Annotated in this window: 16 protein-coding genes and 1 other RNA gene; 7 read left to right on the forward strand and 10 right to left on the reverse strand. The window is 62.1% G+C overall.

Annotated elements, in window-relative coordinates:
* Positions 1–53: 53 nt before the first annotated feature.
* From cmk to gyrA, 8 genes are all read right to left on the reverse strand, one after another.
* Positions 54–740: a (d)CMP kinase gene (gene cmk / locus P0D68_RS32655; protein ID WP_408185319.1), complete on the reverse strand. Its 687-nt coding sequence runs from the start codon at positions 738–740 to the stop codon at positions 54–56.
* A gap of 35 nt (positions 741–775) precedes the next feature.
* Positions 776–2,080 (reverse strand): 3-phosphoshikimate 1-carboxyvinyltransferase, encoded by a 1,305-nt coding sequence (aroA, locus tag P0D68_RS32660; RefSeq protein ID WP_408296445.1) that lies wholly within the window; start codon positions 2,078–2,080, stop codon positions 776–778.
* Between the two features lie 19 nt (positions 2,081–2,099).
* A complete protein-coding gene (locus P0D68_RS32665; protein WP_408296442.1) occupies positions 2,100–3,041 on the reverse strand; it encodes a prephenate dehydrogenase in 942 nt (313 codons plus the stop codon).
* Between the two features lie 52 nt (positions 3,042–3,093).
* A complete protein-coding gene (hisC, locus tag P0D68_RS32670) occupies positions 3,094–4,206 on the reverse strand; it encodes a histidinol-phosphate transaminase (protein ID WP_091800077.1) in 1,113 nt (370 codons plus the stop codon).
* A gap of 78 nt (positions 4,207–4,284) precedes the next feature.
* Positions 4,285–5,367: a prephenate dehydratase gene (pheA, locus tag P0D68_RS32675; protein ID WP_408296438.1), complete on the reverse strand. Its 1,083-nt coding sequence runs from the start codon at positions 5,365–5,367 to the stop codon at positions 4,285–4,287.
* A gap of 70 nt (positions 5,368–5,437) precedes the next feature.
* Positions 5,438–6,520, reverse strand: a complete 1,083-nt coding sequence (gene serC, locus P0D68_RS32680) for a 3-phosphoserine/phosphohydroxythreonine transaminase (protein ID WP_091801087.1) — start codon at positions 6,518–6,520, stop codon at positions 5,438–5,440.
* A 323-nt stretch (positions 6,521–6,843) separates the two neighbouring features.
* The gene (locus tag P0D68_RS32685; RefSeq protein WP_007180881.1) at positions 6,844–7,446 is read right to left on the reverse strand and encodes a DUF2059 domain-containing protein; all 603 of its coding nucleotides are present in this window, start codon (positions 7,444–7,446) and stop codon (positions 6,844–6,846) included.
* A 123-nt stretch (positions 7,447–7,569) separates the two neighbouring features.
* Positions 7,570–10,218, reverse strand: coding sequence for a DNA gyrase subunit A (gene gyrA / locus P0D68_RS32690; protein ID WP_408185325.1), 2,649 nt, complete (start codon positions 10,216–10,218; stop codon positions 7,570–7,572).
* A 486-nt stretch (positions 10,219–10,704) separates the two neighbouring features.
* Between gyrA and ompA the strand changes: the two genes are divergently transcribed.
* The 5 genes from ompA (at position 10,705) to P0D68_RS32715 (ending at position 14,081) form a co-directional block, all read left to right on the forward strand.
* The gene (ompA, locus tag P0D68_RS32695) at positions 10,705–11,352 is read left to right on the forward strand and encodes an outer membrane protein OmpA (protein WP_028200089.1); all 648 of its coding nucleotides are present in this window, start codon (positions 10,705–10,707) and stop codon (positions 11,350–11,352) included.
* Positions 11,353–11,546: 194 nt separating this feature from the next.
* The gene (ubiG, locus tag P0D68_RS32700) at positions 11,547–12,245 is read left to right on the forward strand and encodes a bifunctional 2-polyprenyl-6-hydroxyphenol methylase/3-demethylubiquinol 3-O-methyltransferase UbiG (RefSeq protein WP_408296433.1); all 699 of its coding nucleotides are present in this window, start codon (positions 11,547–11,549) and stop codon (positions 12,243–12,245) included.
* A 30-nt stretch (positions 12,246–12,275) separates the two neighbouring features.
* Positions 12,276–12,989, forward strand: coding sequence for a phosphoglycolate phosphatase (gene gph / locus P0D68_RS32705; protein WP_091800066.1), 714 nt, complete (start codon positions 12,276–12,278; stop codon positions 12,987–12,989).
* A gap of 124 nt (positions 12,990–13,113) precedes the next feature.
* Positions 13,114–13,483: a transfer-messenger RNA gene (gene ssrA / locus P0D68_RS32710) on the forward strand.
* A gap of 238 nt (positions 13,484–13,721) precedes the next feature.
* Positions 13,722–14,081 carry a COG4315 family predicted lipoprotein gene (locus P0D68_RS32715; RefSeq protein ID WP_408296430.1) on the forward strand — a complete coding sequence of 120 codons (360 nt, stop codon included), beginning with the start codon at positions 13,722–13,724 and terminating at the stop codon, positions 14,079–14,081.
* Positions 14,082–14,209: 128 nt separating this feature from the next.
* Here P0D68_RS32715 and P0D68_RS32720 read toward each other — a convergent pair whose 3' ends face one another.
* Positions 14,210–14,476, reverse strand: coding sequence for a hypothetical protein (locus P0D68_RS32720; RefSeq protein ID WP_408296427.1), 267 nt, complete (start codon positions 14,474–14,476; stop codon positions 14,210–14,212).
* A gap of 108 nt (positions 14,477–14,584) precedes the next feature.
* A complete protein-coding gene (locus P0D68_RS32725; RefSeq protein ID WP_408468806.1) occupies positions 14,585–15,664 on the reverse strand; it encodes a substrate-binding domain-containing protein in 1,080 nt (359 codons plus the stop codon).
* A 134-nt stretch (positions 15,665–15,798) separates the two neighbouring features.
* Here P0D68_RS32725 and P0D68_RS32730 point away from each other — a divergent pair, with 134 nt between their 5' ends.
* Both P0D68_RS32730 and P0D68_RS32735 read left to right on the forward strand, forming a co-directional pair.
* The gene (locus tag P0D68_RS32730; protein WP_408296424.1) at positions 15,799–16,284 is read left to right on the forward strand and encodes an NAD(P)H-dependent oxidoreductase subunit E; all 486 of its coding nucleotides are present in this window, start codon (positions 15,799–15,801) and stop codon (positions 16,282–16,284) included.
* Positions 16,281–17,846 carry a formate dehydrogenase beta subunit gene (locus tag P0D68_RS32735; protein WP_408296421.1) on the forward strand — a complete coding sequence of 522 codons (1,566 nt, stop codon included), beginning with the start codon at positions 16,281–16,283 and terminating at the stop codon, positions 17,844–17,846. Before P0D68_RS32730 ends, P0D68_RS32735 begins: the two co-directional genes overlap by 4 nt.
* The last annotated feature ends 13 nt before the right edge of the window (positions 17,847–17,859 follow it).

Consider the following 17,859-nt stretch of genomic DNA (forward strand, 5'->3'; position numbering starts at 1 on the left):
ACTGACAACGGACTTCTACTGCGCCCACACCCGAAGCACAACTCGTACTTTCATCAAGCATGCGGGACTAAAGCTTCATACCATTGCACCACCTGCTCGACCGCCTGGTCGACCGACAATGCGGAGGTATCAAGCAGCTTTGCATCCGCTGCAGGCTTGAGTGGCGCGGCTACGCGCTGACTGTCACGCTCGTCGCGCTCACGCAAATCCCGGAGCAAGTCATCTATATTAGCAGAAAATCCTTTTTGGATCAATTGCTTATGCCGGCGCGCCGCGCGGGCCTCCACGCTGGCGGTCATGAACACCTTCAGCACGGCGTCCTGGAAGATCACGGTGCCCATGTCGCGGCCGTCGGCAACCAGCCCCGGTTCCTTACGAAAAGCCCGCTGGCGCGCCACCAGCGCGGTACGCACCGGCGCGTGCACAGCGATCGCGGAGGCGCGGCTGCCGACTTCCTCGGCGCGAATCTCTGCCGATACATCGACACCGTCGAGCTGCGCCAGCCCTTCGCGAAAAGTGATATGCAGATCGTCAATCAGCTTCGTCAGCGCATCGGCATCGTGCGCCGCAATGTTGTAGCGCAGGCTGGCGAGCGCGGCGAGACGGTACAGCGCGCCGCTGTCCAGCAAGTGGAAGCCGAGGCTCGCGGCAACCAGCGCGGCCACGGTGCCTTTGCCGGAGGCACTCGGGCCGTCGATCGTAATGACGGGCGTCTGGTGAAAGGGACGGGTCGGTTTCATCGAAAAAGTCGCACGTCGGTCGATTTGGGGTCGAATCAGGGTTGAGCAAGCGCAATGAAGCGCTCGAAATAATCGGGAAAGGTCTTGCCGACGCAGTTCGGATCGTTGATCCGCACCGGCACGCCGCCGAGACTCACCAGCGAAAAGCACATGGCCATGCGGTGGTCGTCGTAGGTATCGATGGCGGCGTTCGGAATCAGCTTTTCAGGCGGTTCGATGACGATGAAGTCCTCGCCCTCCTGCACCTTGGCGCCGACCTTGCGCAGTTCTGTCGCCATCGCGGCGAGCCGGTCGGTTTCCTTCACGCGCCAGCTGGCGATATTGCGCAGAGTGGTTGCGCCGTCGGCGAACAGGGCCGCGACGGCGATCGTCATGGCAGCGTCGGGAATCAGATTGCAGTCCATGTCGATCGGCTCGAGCTTGCCGTTGTCGTGACCGACGCCGCGCACTTCGATCCAGTCGTCGCCCATCTGCAGGTTCGCGCCCATCTTGATCAGCGCATCGGCAAAGCCGACGTCGCCCTGAATGCTCGCGCGGCCAACGCCCTCCACTCTCAACGGCCCGCCGCCGAGGGCGCCGGCCGCGAGAAAGTACGAAGCGGACGACGCATCGCCCTCCACCATGATCGTGCCCGGCGACTGATACCGCTGCCCCGCCGGCACGATGAACTGATGCCAGCCGTTGCGCTCGACCTTGATGCCGAAGCGCTCCATCAGCTTGATGGTGATCTCGATGTACGGCTTCGAGATCAGTTCGCCGTCCACCTGCACGGTGCTCACGCCGCTTTCGGTGCGCAGCAGCGGCAGCGTCATGAGAAGCGAGGTCAGGAACTGGCTCGACACGTCGCCACGCACGGTGATCGGCGCGTCGGCGTTGATCTGCCCGGGGCGAATCCGCAGCGGCGGATAGCCTTCGTTCTCTTCGTAATCGATCTTCGCGCCGAGCTGGCGCAGGCCGTCGACCAGATCGCCGATCGGCCGTTCGTGCATGCGCGGCACGCCGTGAATTCGATAGTCGCCACCATTGACCGCCAGCGCCGCCGTCAGCGGACGCACTGCCGTGCCGGCGTTGCCGAGAAACAGGTCGGCCGTGCGCGCCGTGAATGCGCCGCGCGTGCCCGCCACGACGCAGGTGTCGCCGTCGCGCTTCAGACGCACGCCGAGTTTTTCGAGCGCGTCGAGCATCACGCGGGTGTCGTCGGAGTCGAGCAGGTTCGTGATCGTCGTTTCGCCTTCGGCGAGCGCCGCGAGCAGCAGCACCCGGTTCGAGATGCTCTTCGAACCTGGCAGACGAATCGTGCCGGACGCGCGGGAGAACGGTCCGAGATCGAGGAATTCCATGATTGAGTCCAGTTTCCGGTTATTTCGACGCGTCGCTATTGGCGACGCCGGCAGCGCGCTGTTCCTGCCATTCGGTACGCGCCACGCGCGAGCGCGCGAACACGGTTTCGAGGGCGGCGCCGTCAGCGGCTTCGATCGCCGCGCGCAGGCGCGCGAGCACGGCCGTATAGGCGTCGAGTTCGTCGAGCAGCGCAACGCGATTGGCCACGCACACGTCGCGCCACATTTCCGGGCTCGACGCGGCAATCCGCGTGAAGTCGCGGAAACCGCCCGCCGCGAACGAGAATTTCAGCGCGGCATCGGGCGAATTGAGAATCTGCTCGACCAGCGCGAACGAGAGCACGTGCGGCAAATGGCTGACCGACGCGAACACGCGGTCGTGCTGCTCAGGTGTCATATTGCGCACCAGCGCGCCGGTGGCCCGCCACATGGCCGCGACGCGCTCCACGTCTGCCGACGCATTCTCAGGCAGCGGGCACAACACGACATTGCGGCCCACATACAAGTCAGGCAACGCGGCATCCACGCCGCTTGCCTCGCGGCCGGCAATCGGATGCCCCGGCACGAACTGGCCGATACGCGCGCCGAGCGCAGCACGGGCAGCAGCGACCACGTCCGACTTGGTGCTGCCGGCGTCGGTGATGATCGTGGCCGCATCGAGAAACGGGGCGATGCGTTCGAGCAGCGGCTGCGTTTGCGCGACCGGCGCGGCCAGCAGCACGAAGTCGGCGCCGGACAACGCTTCTCGCAGTGAAGTGTCGTCATTTAGCGCCGCCGAGCCGTCGATCACGCCCAGTTCCAGCGCACGCTCGGTCGACGCAGACGAACGTCCGACGCCAATCACCTTGCGCGCGCCCTCGGTCTCGCGCCGCTCGCGCAACGCGCGCGCGAGCGATCCGCCGATCAGGCCGACACCGAAAATTACCAGCTTGTTAAAAGAAAACGCGGCCACGTCGGTCACAAATTGAGCGCGCCTTTCATGCCGACGAGGCGCGCGGGTCAAGGGTTACCGCTTACGCGGTGGCGAGCGTTTTTTCGAGCGCCGCGATGAATGCTTCGTTCTCTTCCGGCAGGCCGATCGTGATGCGCAGCCATTGCGGCAAACCGTAGTTGCCGACCGGACGCACGATCACACCCTGCTTCAGCAACGCCAGGTTGACGCGATTGCCGGCTGCGTCGTCGTTGCCGACACGCACCAGCACGAAGTTGCCATCCGACGGCACATATTCCAGACCGAGCTTGTCGAACGCTTCGGTCAGACGGCGATAGCCTTGCGCGTTCAACGCGGCGCTCTTTTCCAGAAACGCCTTGTCATTCAATGCAGCGATCGCCGCGGCTTGCGCCAGCGTGTTCACATTGAACGGCTGACGCAGACGATTCAGCAGGTCGGTCAACTCGGGCTGTGCGATCGCGAAACCCACGCGCAAACCCGCCAGGCCGAACGCCTTCGAAAACGTGCGCGACACCAGCAGATTCGGATAGCGGCGCACCCACGCGATCGAGTCGTAGCGCTTCTCTTCCGGCAGATACTCCGTGTACGCCTCGTCGAGCACCACGACCACGTTGCGCGGCACCTTGTCGAGAAACGCCTCGAGCTTCGCGCCTTCGATGAACGTGCCGGTCGGGTTGTTCGGGTTGGCGACGAAGATCAGGCGCGTGTCGTCGGTGATCGCGGCGAGCATCGCGTCGAGATCGTGACCGTATTTGACGGCCGGCACGACGATCGCACGAGCACCCAGGCCCTGTGTCGCCAACGCGTAAACCGCGAACGAGTACTGTGCATAGACGATCGACTGGCCCTTTTCCACAAAGGCATGCGCCGCGATTTCGAGGATGTCGTTACTGCCGTTGCCAAGCGTGATCCAGTCGGCCGGCACGCCGTAGCGCTCGCTCAGCGCAGTTTTCAGCTCGAACGCATTGGCATCCGGGTAGCGGCCCAGTTCGCTGGCGGCCTGCGCCATGGCACGCTGCGCCGACTCCGGCATGCCGAGCGGATTCTCGTTCGACGCGAGTTTCACGATGGTCGCTTCGTCCAGACCGAACTCGCGGGCCACTTCCGAAATCGGTTTGCCCGCAATGTAAGGCGCAATAGCGCGAACGTAGGAAGGACCGAAAGACGCTGTCATGAGACTCTCCGAACGACTATGAGTAATTGAATGTGCGGCTGGCGCGCCCGGATGCTGCGGACCGCCGCTTGAGTAGCTTCAGCGGGCGCGCGGATACGAGCCCAGAATTTTCAGGAATGCAGCCTTCTCGCCGAGTTCGGCGAGCGCGGCAGCAACCGCCGGATCGTCGCGATGACCTTCGACGTCGATATAGAAGTAGTACTCCCACGTGCCGACGCGCGCCGGTCGCGATTCGAAGCGCGTCATCGATACGCTGTGACGCGCCAGCGGCTCCAGCAGCTTGAACACGGCGCCGGGCTCGTTCTGCACGGAAACGATCAGCGAAGTCTGGTCGTGTCCGCTCGGGCCAGCGGGCTGCTTGCCGATCATCACGAAACGCGTGCGGTTGTGCGGATCGTCCTGGATCAGCGCATACGCTACCTGCAGGCCGTAGTGAGTCGCAGCGCGATCGCCGGCGATCGCCGCCACGGTCGGATCTTCAGCGGCCATGCGTGCCGCTTCCGCGTTGCTCGACACCGCCTTGCGCTCCAGATGCGGCGCGTTGGTCGACAGCCAACGCTGGCATTGGGCGAGCGCCTGCGCGTGCGCGCAAACACGCGTCACGCCGGTGAGGTCGCCGTTTAGCGTCAACAAATTATGATGAATCGGCAAAGCCAGTTCGCCGCCGATCGTGAGTTGCGTTTGCAGCAGCAGATCGAGCGTGCGCGACACCGCGCCTTCGGTCGAATTCTCGACCGGCACGACGCCGAATTCCGCGGCGCCCGCTTCGACCGAGCGAAACACTTCGTCGATCGACGGACACGGCAAGCCTTCGATCGACTGACCGAAGTACTCGTGCATCGCCTGCTCGCTGTAGGTGCCGACCGGGCCGAGGTAGGCGGCCTTGATGGTCTTCTCGAGCGCGCGGCTCGCGGCCATGATCTCGCGCCAGATCGCACTGATATGCTCGCTCGCGAGTGGCCCTTCGCTCATGTCCTGCAGACGCGCGATCACCTGCTGTTCGCGCTCCGGCCTGAACACCGGCGCGTTGAAATGCTTCTTGACTTCGCCCACCTCGAGCGCCACCGCGGCGCGTTGATTGAGGAGCGCGATCAACTGCGCGTCGAGGGCGTCGATGCGTTCGCGAAGAGGCTTGAGTCGGGTATTGAGTTCGTCGTCCATGCGTGAAAACGGCCCTGCCGGTAGCTGCTGCACAAATGCGTGCTGGAAAGGATGCGCGCGCCCTGATGACTCAGGCGCTGCGCTGTTCGAATTCCTTCATGTATTCGACAAGCGCTTTGACGCCCTCGAGCGGGACGGCGTTATAAATCGACGCCCGCATGCCGCCGACGGACTTGTGGCCCTTTAGCTGCACCATTCCCCGCGCTTTCGCGCCGGCCAGGAAATCTTCGTTGCGGGACTCGTCGGCGAGGAAGAACGGGACGTTCATCCGCGAGCGCGAGCCGTGTTCGACCTTGTTCAGATAGAAGCTGCTCGAGTCGATCGCGTCGTACAGCAGCTTCGACTTTTCGAGATTACGTGCTTCCATCGCGGCAAGGCCGCCCTGCTTCTTCAACCACTTGAACACCAGCCCGGCGATGTAGATCGCGTAAGTGGGCGGTGTGTTGTACATCGAATTGTTCTCGGCGACGGTCTTCCATTCGAACGCCGACGGGCAGATCGGCAGCGCACGATCCAGCATGTCTTCGCGCACGACCACCACCGTCACGCCGGCCATACCGATGTTCTTCTGCGCGCCGCCAAACAGCACGCCGTATTTGGCGATGTCCATGGGACGCGACAGGATATGCGACGAGGCGTCCGCCACCAGCGGAATATCGCCGAGATCGGGAATCTCGAACGTCTCGACGCCGTGGATCGTCTCGTTCGTGCATAGATGCACGTAAGCCGGGTCGTCCGACAGTTGCCATTCGGAGCGCGCGGGTGCGCGGGTAAAACCCTCAGCCGTCTGGCCGCTCGCCGCCAGATGCACGGTGCCGTACTTCTGCGCTTCCTTGAACGACTTCTGCGACCAGGAACCCGTCACGACGAAATCCGCGCGCGGCTTCGCGCCCATCAGATTCATCGGCACGATTGCGTTCTCGCCGAGACCGCCGCCTTGCAGGAACAGAATGCGATGGCTCGCCGGCACCTCGAGCAGGTCGCGCAGATCGACGAGCGCTTCCTCGTGGATCGACATGAACTCTTTCCCGCGATGGCTCATTTCCATCACGCTCATGCCGCTGCCTTGCCAATCGAGCATTTCGTCGGCGGCTTGACGCAGCACTTCTTCGGGCATGGCCGCAGGGCCGGCGGAGAAATTAAAGACGCGCATCGTGAGATCCTGGAAGCAGGCGCGAAAAACGAAGATCGCGCAAAAATCGGCGACGTTGGCAGCCGGGCCGGCAATGACCGTCAACTGACAACGTGATTTTGCCGGCGCAATTTTCTGACGCGGGTTTCAGGCCGCGGGTTGCAGACCGCGGGCTTCAGACCATTTCGCGCCAAAAAAGAAAATGGCCGTCTGCGCGTGTGCGCAAACGGCCATTATCGCATTGTCACAGCCAAGCCGCCAAACCCCATGCGCCATCCAGCCTATGAGGCGGCCCCACCGGGAGGCGGCTGGCGCGATATCAGCGCAGCCTTTCGACCTTGAGCTTACTTGGCCGGCTTGACCGACGCGACTTCCTTGTCGGCCTGGTCACGCGTTGCCTTGATCGATTGCGGCATGTACTTTTGCATCAAGCCGTTCACGACGTCGCGGCCAACCTGGTCTTGCACCTGGATGAACTTGCGGCCGGTCGGGCTCTTGTAGAACGTCGTCAGATCCTTGATTTCCGACGTGCTGTAGTACTTCGCGTACGCGTCGTACTGAGCTTGCATGGCGTCCTGACGGAACGAGTCCGTTGCGAACACCTGGCCTGCGCCGTCAACCAGCTTCGGCACTGCGTTCTTTTGCAGCGTCGGGACGGAAGCCTGCTTCTGCTTGTCCGTCATCGTCTTGTTTTCGCTCAGTGCGTCCGACAGGATTGCCGGAACCAGCTGCTTGGCTTGCATCTGGGCGCTGTTGCCGATCGCGCCGACGAGCTTTTGCGCGTCGATGGCGTCCAACAGGTCCTTGATTGCAGCCTGCTTGGCCGGATCAACCGGTGCCGCGGCAGCAGCCGGAGCCGCCGGAGCCGGGCTCTGAAGCGCTTGAGCCATAGCGAAGGTCGGCACGAGGGCAGCCAGCAACATCAGTTGTTTGAATCGTTTTTGCATCATTACTCCCTAATAGAAATGAACTTGAACAGCAAGCTGCGCAGGACACGTATCAGCCCGACACGCCATTATTCCCGGCGCAGCTTTCAACCAATCACTGAGACTGTAAGACGCAGACACGAATCAGGCAGCACCGCCCGGTTCGCCGCCGTTGTCACCCGCGCTGTCACCTTCGGCGGGACCTTCGACGTCGCCTTCCGCATCACCCTCTGCTTCCGCCTCAGCAACCTGTTGCAGACCTGAAAGCTTGGTCCCTTCGTCAAGGCTGATGAGTGTAACACCTTGGGTTGCACGTCCCATTTCCCGAATTTCCGACACTCGCGTACGGATTAGCACCCCGGTATTGGTGATCAGCATGATCTGCGCTTCCTGATCCACCAGCGTGGCGGCGACGACCTTGCCGTTGCGCTCCGAGGTCTGGATCGCGATCATGCCCTTCGTACCGCGGCCATGACGGGTGTATTCGATGATCGGCGTACGCTTGCCGAAACCGTTTTCCGTAGCGGTAAGCACCGACTGCTGCTCGTCGCCCGCCACCAGCAACGCGATCACGCTCTGACCGTCTTCGAGCTGCATGCCGCGCACGCCGCGCGCTTCGCGGCCCATCGGACGCACGTCGTTCTCGTCGAAGCGAACTGCCTTGCCCGAATCCGAGAACAGCATGACATCGTGCTGGCCGTCGGTAATGGCGGCGCCGATCAGGTAATCGCCGTCATCCAGACCGACCGCAATAATACCTTTGCGCAACACACGCCCAAAGGCTTCCAGCGGCGTCTTTTTTACCGTTCCTAACGCGGTGCCCATGAAGACGAATTTGTCAGCCGAGAATTCCTTGACCGGCAAGACAACCGTAATCTTTTCGCCTTCCTGAAGCGGGAAGATATTGATAATCGGACGGCCCCGCGAGTTCCGCGAACCTTGCGGCACTTCGTAGACCTTCACGCTGTAGACGCGACCGCGATTCGAGAAGCACAGAATGTGATCGTGCGTGTTCGCGATGAACAGCGTGTCGATCCAGTCGTCTTCTTTCATCGCCGTGGCCTGTTTGCCGCGACCACCGCGTTTCTGCGCGCTGTATTCGGACAACGGCTGCGATTTCACGTAGCCGGCGTGCGACATGGTCACGACCATTTCTTGCGGCGTGATCAGATCTTCCGTATTCAGTTCGGTTGCGTTCAGCTCGATCTTCGAGCGGCGCGCGTCGCCGAATTCGGCTTTGATCGACGTGAGTTCGTCGACGATGATGGCCGTAATGCGTTCCGGACGAGCCAGAATGTCCAGCAGGTCGGCGATTTGCGCCATGACTTCGCGGTACTCGCCGATGATCTTGTCCTGCTCCAGGCCGGTCAGGCGCTGCAGACGCATCTGCAGAATTTCCTGAGCCTGAGTGTCGGACAGACGGTAGAGGCCGTCGGATTGCATGCCGAACGACGGATTCAAACCGTCAGGACGGTAGGCTTCGCGACCACCCGCCGTCGCATTTTCCGTTTCGGCGCGGGACAACATTTCGCGCACCAGCGAGGAATCCCACGGACGCGCCATCAATTCCTGCTTGGCGATCGGCGGAGTCGGCGCGGCTTTGATGATCGCGATGAACTCGTCGATGTTGGCGAGTGCAACCGCCAGACCTTCGAGCACGTGGCCGCGTTCACGCGCCTTGCGCAGTTCGTATACAGTGCGCCGCGTCAGCACTTCCCGGCGATGCGACAGGAAGCACGACAGCATTTCCTTCAGGTTCAGCAGCTTCGGCTGGCCGTCGACCAGCGCGACCATGTTCATGCCGAAGGTGTCCTGAAGCTGGGTCGCCTTGTACAGATTGTTCAGAACGACTTCCGGCACTTCGCCGCGCTTGAGTTCGATCACGACGCGCATGCCGCTCTTGTCGGACTCGTCGCGAATGTCGGAAATGCCCTCGAGCTTTTTCTCGTTGACCAGTTCGGCGATGCGCTCCAGAAGTGAGCGCTTGTTCACCTGATACGGCAATTCGTCGACGATGATCGACATGCGCTGACCGCGGTCGATTTCCTCGAAGTGCGTGAGCGCGCGCATCACCACGCGGCCGCGGCCGGTGCGATAGCCGTCGCGCACGCCGGCCACACCGTAGATGATGCCGGCGGTCGGGAAGTCGGGCGCCGGAATGATCTCGATCAGCTCGTCGATCGTGGATTCCGGGTTCTTGAGCAGATGCTGGCACGCGTCGACAACCTCATTGAGGTTGTGCGGCGGGATGTTGGTCGCCATGCCGACCGCGATGCCGGACGAACCATTGATCAGCAGATTGGGAATACGCGCCGGCAGGATGGCCGGTTCGTTTTCGCTGCCGTCGTAGTTCGGCGTGAAGTCGACCGTTTCCTTGTCGATGTCGGCCAGCAGTTCGTGGCCGATCTTCGCCATGCGGATTTCGGTGTACCGCATGGCCGCGGCATTGTCGCCGTCGACCGAACCGAAGTTGCCCTGGCCGTCGACCAGCATGTAGCGCAGGGAGAAGTCCTGCGCCATCCGGACGATGGTGTCGTATACAGCCGTGTCGCCGTGCGGGTGATATTTACCGATAACGTCGCCGACGATACGCGCGGACTTCTTGTAAGCCCGGTTCCAGTCGTTGTTCAGTTCGTGCATCGCGTACAGCACGCGCCGGTGCACCGGCTTCAGGCCATCGCGAACATCGGGAAGCGCACGCCCTACGATCACGCTCATCGCGTAATCGAGATACGAACGGCGCATTTCCTCCTCTAGGGAGATTGGCAGAGTCTCTTTGGCGAATTGATCCATTATCCGTATCTTTTACGTGCCAAGACGACGGCTTAACTGCAATTCGCCGCGTCTTCGCGTAAGCATTGCAGACGCAACGCATCACGCGATTCTAACATGCCGCGAATCCGCTCCCGACGAAGGTACGTATACCTATTAGGCAGTGAATGCGAAGCCCTCCTCGGCGCTCCATTTTTCAGAGAGAGCAGGCTCGATTCGTGCGTGGGGCAATTCGCCGCTGAGCCATGACTGGCGGCCCCTCCGGGCGATTGCTTCTGTTGCGCATGCACCACAATTGGAGGGTGATTTGATGGGGGGCAGATTTTTTTATCGTTGGAAGGGAACGATATGGCAAAATGCCAACGCACAAAGAGTTAGACACTGCTCGAAGTCTACACAGCACGTTTTTTGTTCTACACCGATGTTATACTTCGAGCAATGTATGACTTGTCTTCGTCAACAGGCTCGCAGTAAACCTGCGGTAATCTCAATTTCGAGAGGAGAAATATGAATAAACTTTCAAAGCTCGCGTTCATTGCAGCTACCGCAGTTATGGCTGCATCCGCCATGGCGCAATCGGTGCCGGCGTCGCGACAAGCCACGAACGACAACTGGGTGAATGGTACCGGCGAATACGTGTGGATGAACGGCACGAACGAGCTTTGCTGGCGCGATGCATTCTGGACGCCGGCAACGGCCAACGCAAAGTGCGATGGCGCCCTGGTTGCCCAGGCTCCGACCCCGCCGGCTCCGGTCGCACCTGCACCGGCTATCACGAGCCAAAAGATTACGTATCAAGCTGACGCTCTGTTCGACTTCGACAAGGCAATCCTGAAGCCGGCCGGCAAGGAAAAGCTGGACGATCTGGCATCGAAGATCGGCGCGCTGAACCTGGAAGTCGTCGTCGCAACGGGTTACACGGACCGCATCGGTTCGGACAAGTACAACGACCGTCTGTCGCTGCGCCGCGCTCAAGCTGTGAAGGCATACCTGGTCAGCAAGGGCATCGAATCCAACCGTATCTATACGGAAGGCAAGGGCAAGCGCAACCCGGTCACGACCGGTTGCAACCAGAAGAACCACAAGCAACTCATCGCCTGCCTCGCACCGGATCGTCGCGTGGAAGTCGAAGTTGTCGGTACTTCGAAGCAATAAGCTGCGCGTTACCGCAGTATCAAAGCCCCGCTTCGGCGGGGCTTTTTTTATGTCCGGCCGCCTGCTCGCCTCCGTCTGCGCGCACCCGGCCGAACCTCGACGGGGCGGCATTTTGCCGCCTCGTCCCTCGACCTATATACTCCGGGTTTATCCTCGAGCGCCCGCTCACCGCTTTCTTCGAGGCAGCTTCCGCCATGACCAACGCCGATCCCCACGAACTGCAGAAATTTAGCGACCTTGCACATCGTTGGTGGGACCCCAATGCCGAATTCAAGCCGCTGCACGAGCTCAATCCGATCCGCCTGAACTGGATCGATGCGCACGCGCATCTTGCCGGCAAAACCGTACTCGATATCGGCTGTGGCGGCGGCATTTTGTCCGAGTCGATGGCCGGCCTGGGCGCGCACGTCAAGGGAATCGACCTGTCGACCCAGGCGTTGGGCGTGGCAGACCTTCACAGCCTTGAAAGCGGTGTAACCGTCGATTACGAAGAAATCGCCGCTGAGGCGCTCGCCGCCCGCGAACCGGGCAAGTACGACGTCGTCACCTGCATGGAAATGCTGGAGCACGTGCCTCAGCCCGCCGCCATCGTCGAAGCGTGCAAGACGCTAGTGAAACCGGGCGGCTGGGTGTTCTTTTCCACACTGAACCGCAACGTGAAGTCATACCTGTTCGCCGTGATCGGCGCCGAGTACATCGCGCGCATGCTGCCCAAGGGCACGCACGACTACGCGCGCTTCATTCGCCCTTCGGAGTTGGCGAGCTTCGTGCGCGCTGCCAACCTGCGCACGGCCGATATCAAAGGCATCGTCTATAACCCGCTCAGCAAGCATTTCACGCTGTCCGCCGACACGAGTGTGAACTACATGCTCGCCTGCCGGCGCGACGTCTGATCCGCCCCGACCTGCCGGACCTACGAATCAATGAGCGATCCCACACCCCTGCCCCAACGCGAAGACAACGAAGACGCACTTGGTCTTTGCATGGCTGTGCTGTTCGACCTCGACGGCACGCTAGCCGACACGGCGCCCGACCTCGCGGCTGCCGTCAACAAGATGCGCCACGATCGCGGGCTCGAGATGGTACCGCTCGAAGATCTGCGCCCACTGGCGTCTGCGGGCGCGCGCGGGCTGATCGGTGGGGCGTTCGGGATCGGCCCCGAACATCATGAGTTCGCGTCGCTGCGCGAGGAATTCCTCGCCAACTACGAAGCGGACCTGTGTATCGAGACCACGCTGTTTCCGGGCATTCCGGAAATTCTCGACGAACTCGACGCCCGTGGCGTGCTCTGGGGCATCGTCACCAACAAGGTTGCGAGGCTCACCGAACCGCTGATCGCGCAACTGGGACTGGAAGAGCGCGCCGGCTGCATCGTCAGCGGCGACACGACTCCCCATTCGAAACCGCACCCGGCGCCTTTGCTGCACGCTGCGCGGGAACTGGACGTGGTGCCCGAACGCGTCGTCTACGTTGGCGACGATCTGCGCGACGTGCAGGCGGGTTTCGCCGCCGGCATGAGGACCATCGCGGCGGCGTACGGCTACTGTGGCAACGATATTCCGCCGACACAATGGCACGCGCAGCACGTTGTCCAATCGCCGGCTGAATTGCAGAGACTATTGCGTGACCTCGGCTGAAGCATGGCCTCCCGGCCCGATCAAGCCCGGCCGCCATCGCGCCCGCCACGTCAATGAGTCAGGACGTGGCCGTCAATCTATTGTAAAATCTACGCTGGCTCATATATTTTGAGCAACGAACCGCGGGGGCGACCTGGTTTCGACAGGGGTTGCGAAGCGGCTAGGGCATGTCGAGGACCCGTCACCTCGTTAATCAATGGGAAAAACGTAACTGCAAACGACGATACGTTCGCACTGGCAGCCTAAGGGCCGCCGTCCTCTGCCTAGTTTACTGACGGGCTAGAGTCGCAAGACCGGTAGCAATACCGACAGAGGTCATATACGTCAGTTAAGCCTTGGTGGTGTCACGACATCCGGGTCGAAAATCTAGTGAATCGCCGTAGTGCAGCGTGTTCGTCCGCGTCGCTGCGGTTAAATCAAATGACAGAACTAAACATGTAGAACTGGTCGTAGAGTGCTTCTGGACGCGGGTTCGATTCCCGCCGCCTCCACCAGAACACGTTTCAGGCAGTACATTCAAGTCTCACCGAAAACCCGTAAGCGGCCTGCTGCTTGCGGGTTTTTTGTTGCCTGCCGCGTCCGTCCTGCTCGACTGGTTCGCCCCCCCTTGCCGCTCCCGCTCCCCATGCGAAGAAACGTTTGGAATAAACGCATCGGCTCGATCGTTTATTCCTCACGCGCGCGCACGCCGCGTTTCGCGCGAAACCAACACCAAGATCAGGAGCCGACATCATGCGCAAAACCCTTTTCTGCCTCACCCTCCTCGCACTGCAACAAAGCGCTTTCGCCGAAGCGCCAAAAGTCGTCGACGGGCGTTTCGTCACGGCGGACGGCATGACGCTCTACACCTTCGACAAAGACACCACGCCCGGCGTGAGCACCTGCACTGGCGGCTGCCTGAACAATTGGCCGGCAGCCACGGCCAGCGCGTCGGACAAACCGTCCGGCGAGTGGACGCTAATTGCCGCCGCCGACGGCAAACACCAATGGGCGTACAAAGGCCACCCGCTCTATCGCTTCGCGGCGGACAAGCAGGCGGGAGATATGAAGGGAGACGGCTTCAAGGACATGTGGCACACGGCCAAACCCTGAACATCCGCCACAGGGTGAAGGCAAAGGCAACGGCAACCGCAACGCCGGGCTAAACCTGAACCTGGAGACCCATCGAAAGACGCCGGCAGAACGCCGGCGTTGCATAACCAACGGACTCGCGTATCCGCTTATTCGTCTTTAGGACACTGCAGATTGCAGCCATTCGGATCACCCATATCGCCGCGCTTGCGCATCGCCGATTTTTTACTGCTCTGATATTTGTCCGAGGGCGCCGACGCGGCAAACGGCATTTGCGGATGCTCGGCAAGACGAAACTGGTCTTGCAGGATACCGCCTGGAACACCCGGCGAATTCTGCGCAACAGCAACCGAAGCGGTGGCGAGCAGCGCACCAGCCGTTGCCACGGCAGCACATGCGTGAAAAATAACTTTCATAGAGATCGGCGCGACATAACGCGCGGTTAAGGCGGAAGCGGAAGCTTAAAGAGTATCCCAAACGGACGCCATACGCAGCGCCGAACACAGCCCGATGTTTACGGCGGCTTACGCCACGGCTTCGCCGAGACCCTCTTCCAGTTCCACCACCCTGCCGCAGTCTTGCGGGTCATAGCCTTCGAGCTGATCGACGCTATGACGAAACGCGCTGCCGCGCAGCAGACCGATCACGGTCGCAAGCGGCGCACGCTCGAGGCGCGCGCGGTCGCAGGCAAAGTAATAGTCTTCGTCGACGACCGGGATGAAGTCGAGGCCGAAGTGATGCGCTGCGGGCTCCACGCCAAAGCCCACATCCGCCATGCCGCTCGCAACGAACGCCGCAATCGCCGAATGCGTGAGTTCGGCCGACGCATAACCATTCACCCGATCCGGATCCACCCCGACGTTGCGTAGTGCGAGATCCAGCAGCATGCGCGTGCCGGAGCCGGGCTGCCGGTTGACGAAGCGAATGTCGTCGCGCGCCAGATCGCCCAGGCCCGTGATTGCGCGCGGATTGCCCTTGCTCAAAAAGAGCCCCTGCTTGCGTCGCGTGAGATGCACGAGCACGTGACGCTGCGGATCGAGCCAGCGCCGGTACGCATCGGCACATGCCGCGCGAAACTCACCGCGCGGCACATGGAAGCCGGCCAGATCGCATTCGCCGCGCGCAAGCGCGCTCACCGCATCCGCGCTGTCGCGATACTTGATGTCGACCGGAAGATCGTTCGCGACCAGCGCCGTGACGAGTGCGGCCACGGCATAACCATGCGACGCGAAGATGCGCACGTCGTCGGCGGGCGGCGCGAGCCAGCGGTTCAGATCGCTCGCCACTTCGCTCGCGAGCGCCTGCATGTTGCTATCGAGCCTTTCGCCGCACAGACGCTGCGCACGCAATACGGCTTGCCCGAGTTCGGATAGCACCGAGCCGCGGCCGCGCTCCTTGGCGATCAGCGGACCGCCCAAACGCTCCTCGATGCTGCGCAGCAAACCCCACGCATGACGGTAGGACAAACCCTTAAGCGTCGCCGCCTGCGCGATGCTGCCGGACTCATCCACCAGCGCGAGCAACGGCACGACGTCCGACAGGCTTGCCTCGCGGCCATCCGGGCCCTTCACCACCAACTGCGCCTGGCACTCGATTCTGATCATATATGTTCAACTCTTTCCTATTGCGCCAGCCGAATCAGCCGCCTATTGTTCGGCTATCCCATATCGAATATACGAAGCATAAGTGCACGCATTATGAATGACAAGTGCATATATGCCTTTGGAGGAGCCACCACTTGGACGATTCCATCGCCATCGCGCCGGATCAGCTCGTGCAGCGTCACGCGCAGTCGGGCAGATCGCTGCTAGCCGTCTTGCACGCGATTCAGGACGAACTCGGTTATGTGCCGCCCGCGGCGGTCGCGCCGCTCGCGCTCGCCATGAACCTGTCGCGTGCGGAAGTGCACGGCGTCATCACCTACTACCACCATTTCCGCACGCAGCCGGCCGCACAGGTTACGGTGCAACTGTGCCGCGCGGAAGCCTGCCGCAGCATGGGCACCGAAGCGCTGGCCCGGCATATCGAATCGCACACCGGCTGCCGCTTCGACGCCGAACATGAGCACGGCGCGACGGTGGAGCTGGAATCGGTGTACTGCCTCGGGCAATGCGCACTGTCGCCGGCACTCATGCTCAACGGCACCTTGCACGCCAAGGTCACGCCGCAAAAGTTCGACGCGATATTCGCGGCCGCCAACAAGTGCGTGGAGGTGACGGCATGACGCGCATCTACGTTCCCCGTGATTCGTCGGCACTGGCGCTCGGCGCCGACGTGCTCGCTCAGGCGATCGAAGCCGAAGCCGCGCGCCGCGGCGTCGAAGTCGAAATGGTTCGCAACGGTTCGCGCGGCCTGCTGTGGCTCGAACCGCTCGTCGAAGTTCAAACACCGGAAGGCCGCATCGGCTACGCGAATGTCGAAGCAGGCGACGTCGCCGCGCTGTTCGATGCAGGCTTGCTCGATGGCGGAGCGCACGCAAAGCAAGTCGGCGTGGTCGACGAGATTCCGTATCTGAAGAAGCAGCAGCGCCTGACGTTCGCGCGCATCGGCATCACCGACCCGCTTTCCATCGACGACTACGTCGCCCACGGCGGCCTCGAAGGCTTGCGCCAGGCGCTGCAGACCGACGGCGACGCCGCCTGCGAAGCATTGATCGAATCCGGCCTGCGCGGCCGCGGCGGTGCAGCCTTCCCGGCCGGCATCAAATGGCGCACGGTGCGCGGCGCGAAAGCGGCGCAGAAGTACATCGTCTGCAATGCGGACGAAGGCGATTCCGGCACCTTCTCCGATCGCCTCGTGATGGAAAGCGATCCGTACGTGCTGATCGAAGGGATGATCATCGCCGGTGTCGTGACGGGCGCGACGGTGGGCCATATTTACGTGCGCAGCGAGTATCCGCATTCGATCGCGACGCTCGAAGCCGCTATCGCCAAAGCACGCGCCGCCGGCTGGCTCGGCGATAGCGTGCTCGGCTCGACGGCGCATCGCTTCGAGCTGTTCGTCGCGAAAGGCGCCGGCGCATACGTATGCGGCGAGGAAACGGCGCTGCTCGAATCGCTCGAAGGCAAGCGCGGCATCGTGCGCGCCAAGCCGCCAGTGCCGGCGCTCGTCGGCCTTTTCGGCCAACCGACCGTGATCAACAACGTGATCACGCTCGCCACGGTGCCGATCATCTTCGCGCGCGGCGCGGCGTTCTACAAAGACTTCGGCATGGGCCGTTCGCGCGGCACGCTGCCGTTCCAGCTCGCGGGCAACGTCAAGCAAGGCGGCCTCGTCGAACTCGCGTTCGGCGTGACGCTGCGCGAATTGCTCTATGACTTCGGCGGCGGCACGGCGAGCGGCCGGCCCGCTCGCGCGGTGCAGGTGGGCGGCCCGCTCGGCACGTATCTGCCGGAAAGCCAGTGGGACATTCCCATGGACTACGAAGCGTATGCGGCAGTCGGCGCGGTCGTGGGCCACGGCGGCCTCGTCGTGCATGACGACACGTCGAATCTGGCCGAACTCGCGCAGTACGCCATGCACTTCTGCGCCCTCGAATCATGCGGCAAATGCACACCGTGCCGGATCGGCTCGACGCGCGGCGTCGAAGTCATAGGCCGGATTCGCAACGGCGATACGTCCACCCGGCAAGTGCAGTTGCTGCGCGATCTGTGCGACACGATGGTGTCCGGTTCGCTCTGCGCGATGGGCGGCATGACGCCGTTCCCGGTGCTGTCCGCGCTCGATCATTTCCCCGAAGACTTCGGTCTCGCCAACGTGTCTGAACACGCGCCGAAAGCGGCCTGACCCAGGAGCCAAA

This window comes from Paraburkholderia sp. RL17-380-BIE-A (genome assembly GCF_046028085.1).
Classification (GTDB): domain Bacteria; phylum Pseudomonadota; class Gammaproteobacteria; order Burkholderiales; family Burkholderiaceae; genus Paraburkholderia.

Coding starts and splice junctions, on each gene's coding strand:
- cmk (WP_408185319.1), bottom strand. CDS start 740: ATGAAACCGACCCGTCCCTTTCACCAGACGCCCGTCATTACGATCGAC.
- serC (WP_091801087.1), bottom strand. CDS start 6,520: ATGCGCGTCTTTAATTTCTCCGCCGGCCCTGCGGCCATGCCCGAAGAA.
- pheA (WP_408296438.1), bottom strand. CDS start 5,367: ATGGACGACGAACTCAATACCCGACTCAAGCCTCTTCGCGAACGCATC.
- P0D68_RS32720 (WP_408296427.1), bottom strand. CDS start 14,476: ATGAAAGTTATTTTTCACGCATGTGCTGCCGTGGCAACGGCTGGTGCG.
- P0D68_RS32715 (WP_408296430.1), top strand. CDS start 13,722: ATGCGCAAAACCCTTTTCTGCCTCACCCTCCTCGCACTGCAACAAAGC.
- P0D68_RS32685 (WP_007180881.1), bottom strand. CDS start 7,446: ATGCAAAAACGATTCAAACAACTGATGTTGCTGGCTGCCCTCGTGCCG.
- gph (WP_091800066.1), top strand. CDS start 12,276: ATGAGCGATCCCACACCCCTGCCCCAACGCGAAGACAACGAAGACGCA.
- gyrA (WP_408185325.1), bottom strand. CDS start 10,218: ATGGATCAATTCGCCAAAGAGACTCTGCCAATCTCCCTAGAGGAGGAA.
- ubiG (WP_408296433.1), top strand. CDS start 11,547: ATGACCAACGCCGATCCCCACGAACTGCAGAAATTTAGCGACCTTGCA.
- ompA (WP_028200089.1), top strand. CDS start 10,705: ATGAATAAACTTTCAAAGCTCGCGTTCATTGCAGCTACCGCAGTTATG.
- P0D68_RS32725 (WP_408468806.1), bottom strand. CDS start 15,664: ATGATCAGAATCGAGTGCCAGGCGCAGTTGGTGGTGAAGGGCCCGGAT.
- P0D68_RS32735 (WP_408296421.1), top strand. CDS start 16,281: ATGACGCGCATCTACGTTCCCCGTGATTCGTCGGCACTGGCGCTCGGC.
- aroA (WP_408296445.1), bottom strand. CDS start 2,080: ATGGAATTCCTCGATCTCGGACCGTTCTCCCGCGCGTCCGGCACGATT.
- hisC (WP_091800077.1), bottom strand. CDS start 4,206: ATGACAGCGTCTTTCGGTCCTTCCTACGTTCGCGCTATTGCGCCTTAC.